This window comes from Streptomyces niphimycinicus (genome assembly GCF_018883605.1).
GTDB classification, from domain to species: domain Bacteria; phylum Actinomycetota; class Actinomycetes; order Streptomycetales; family Streptomycetaceae; genus Streptomyces; species Streptomyces niphimycinicus.
Window position 1 is genome coordinate 1 of record NZ_JAHLEM010000127.1, and the last position, 2,694, is coordinate 2,694.

Consider the following 2,694-nt stretch of genomic DNA (forward strand, 5'->3'; position numbering starts at 1 on the left):
GCGAGATCGCCTCACTGCGGAGGTGCGCGACAGCGTCGGCCGACGAGAGCGGCGCTGCACTCGCGATCAGGGCCATCGGCTCGGCCCGTCCGGGTCGTGGTGCGACCGCGATGTCCTCGACGCGATCATGACCCGGCGGATGACGGCCGGCCCGGCGCGGGTGGAACGGGCCGAACCGCAGATGCCGGTCGCCTTCGTTCGGAGTCGCACCGGTCCAAGAGCCGGTCACTTCAGCTTTTACGGGTTTTGATCTCCGCGGTGAGCTGGGGGACGACGTCGAACAGGTCGCCGATGACGCCGAAGTCGACGAGCTCGAGGATCGGGGCTTCGGGGTCTTTGTTGACCGCGACGATGGTCTTGGAGGTTTGCATGCCGGCGCGGTGCTGGATGGCGCCGGAGATGCCGCCTGCGATGTACAGATGTGGGGAGACGGTTTTGCCGGTCTGGCCGACCTGGTTGGAGTGCGGGTACCAGTTTGCGTCCACTGCTGCGCGGGAGGCGCCGACCGCCGCACCGAGTGCGTCAGCCAGCTCTTCGATCACGGAGAAAGATTCCGCGGAGCCGACGCCACGGCCGCCGGAGACCACGATCGCGGCCTCGGTCAGCTCCGGACGCCCCGACGACTGGCGCCGGGTGCGCGAGACCACCTTGGTGCCCTTGGCCGCGTCGCAGAAGGTGATGGCGACGTTCTCCACTGTTCCCGCGGCCTGGGCGGGCTGCGGGCTGGTCGCGTTCGCCTTCACCGTGATGACGGGTGTCCCGTGCGACACCGTGGAGTCCACCGTGAACGAGGCGGCGAACACCGACTGTGTCGCCACCGGGCCGTTGTCGCCTGGTTTGACGTCCACCGCGTCCGTGATGATGCCCGAGCCGATGCGCAGCGCGAGGCGGGCGGCGATCTCCTTGCCCTCGGCGGAGGAAGTGATCAGCACGGCTGCCGGGGACGCAGCCTTGGCGATCTGCTCCAGGCCATCGACCTTCGGCACGACCAGGTAGTCGGCGAACTCGGCCGCGTCGGCGGCGTAGACCTTGGCGGCACCGTACTCGCCCAGCTTGGCGGCGATGTCCGCGGCGGCATCGCCGGCGCCGAGCACGACGGCGGATGGCTCGCCCAGCCGGCGGGCCAGGGTCAGCAGCTCCAGAGTCGGCTTGCGGACAGCGCCGTCCACGTGGTCGACCAGAACCAGGATCTCACTCATGGTCACAATCTCCTGCAAGAAGTAGGTCGGTCGACTCAGATGAACTTCTGCGTCGCCAGGAACTCCGCGAGTTGCTTGCCGCCCGCGCCCGCGTCCTTCACGATCGTGCCCGCGGTACGCGCAGGGCGGGCGGCGATGGACTCGACCTGAGTCCACGCTCCACCCAGGCCGACCTCGATGGCCTCGATGCCCAGATCGTCCAGGTCCAGGCTGTCGACCGGTTTCTTCTTCGCCGCCATGATCCCCTTGAAGGATGAGTAACGAGCCTCACCCGACTGGTCGGTGACCGAGACCACAGCCGGAAGTTGCGCCTCCAACTGCTCGGTGGCGGCGTCTCCGTCCCGGCGGCCCTTGACCGTGGTGCCCTCCACGGTCACCTCCGACAGCAGCGTCACCTGCGGTACGCCCAGCCGCTCGGCCAGCAGGGCCGGCACCACGCCCATGCTGCCGTCCGTCGAGGCCATGCCGGAGACAACCAGGTCATAGCCGGTACGTTCGATGGCCTTGGCCAGAATGGCGGAGGTGCCGATGGCGTCCGTGCCGTGGATGTCCTCGTCGTCCACGTGCACGGCCTTGTCCGCACCCATCGACAACGCTTTGCGCAGCGCGTCCATCGCGTCGTCCGGGCCCACGGTCATCACCGTCACCTCCGCATCCGCGTGCGAATCGGCGATCCGCAGCGCCTGCTCCACCGCGTACTCGTCGAGCTCCGACAGCAGCCCGTCCACCGACTCCCGGTCGGTCGTCGTGTCCTCCGCGAACCGTCGATCGCCGGTTGCATCGGGCACGTACTTCACAGTGACAACGATCCTGAGACTCATAGCTCTCGCCTTGACGGTAGGGGGCGGTTGATTTCGGTGTGCCGCATCCCGCTCAGCAGGGTGCGAGGACTCCCGTTCGGGTTGATCGGCGCATATGGGGTCTGACCGGGGCGCGGGTCAGGCCGTGACGGCGGCCGCGCGGTCAGGATTGCCCTTATCGGTCTTGCTCATCAGGGTGATGAGGTCGAAGGCCACCGTGGCGGCCGCAACACAGGTGATCTCGGCGTGGTCGTACGCTGGTGCGGTCTCCACGACGTCGGCCCCGATGAGGTTGAGACCGTCGAGCCGGCGAAGCAGGTGCAGGAGCTCCCGGCTGGTGAACCCGCCCATCTCCGGGGTACCCGTGCCCGGCGCGAACGCGGGGTCGAGCACGTCGATGTCGATCGAGAGGTAGACCGGGGTGTCACCGACCCGCTGCCGCACCACATCGACGGCTCCGTCGATGCCCAGGACGTCGAGGTCACCGGCCCGGATGACCCTGAAGCCGAACGACGCGTCGTCGGTGAGGTCGAGCTGGTCGTAGATGGGACCGCGGATGCCGACGTGGATCGACTTGTCCTCGACGAGCAGGCCCTCCTCGAACGCGCGGCGGAACACCGTGCCGTGGGTGATCGGAGCCTTGAAGTAGGTGTCCCATGTGTCGAGGTGGGCGTCGAAGTGGATCAGAGCGATCG

At 68.0% G+C, this 2,694-nt stretch carries 4 protein-coding genes; all 4 read right to left on the reverse strand.

The features are described 5' to 3' along the window. A partial coding sequence (locus tag KN815_RS13940; protein ID WP_216342209.1) for a hypothetical protein occupies nt 1–229 on the reverse strand: 229 nt, incomplete at its 3' end. Between the two features lies 1 nt (nt 230). Continuing rightward, nucleotides 231–1,199, reverse strand: a complete 969-nt coding sequence (locus KN815_RS13945) for an electron transfer flavoprotein subunit alpha/FixB family protein (protein ID WP_216342211.1) — start codon at nt 1,197–1,199, stop codon at nt 231–233. Between the two features lie 35 nt (nt 1,200–1,234). Continuing rightward, nucleotides 1,235–2,020: an electron transfer flavoprotein subunit beta/FixA family protein gene (locus tag KN815_RS13950; RefSeq protein WP_216342213.1), complete on the reverse strand. Its 786-nt coding sequence runs from the start codon at nt 2,018–2,020 to the stop codon at nt 1,235–1,237. Nucleotides 2,021–2,137: 117 nt separating this feature from the next. After that, the coding region (locus KN815_RS13955) for an arginase family protein (RefSeq protein ID WP_216342214.1) at nt 2,138–2,694 on the reverse strand (557 nt) is incomplete at its 5' end.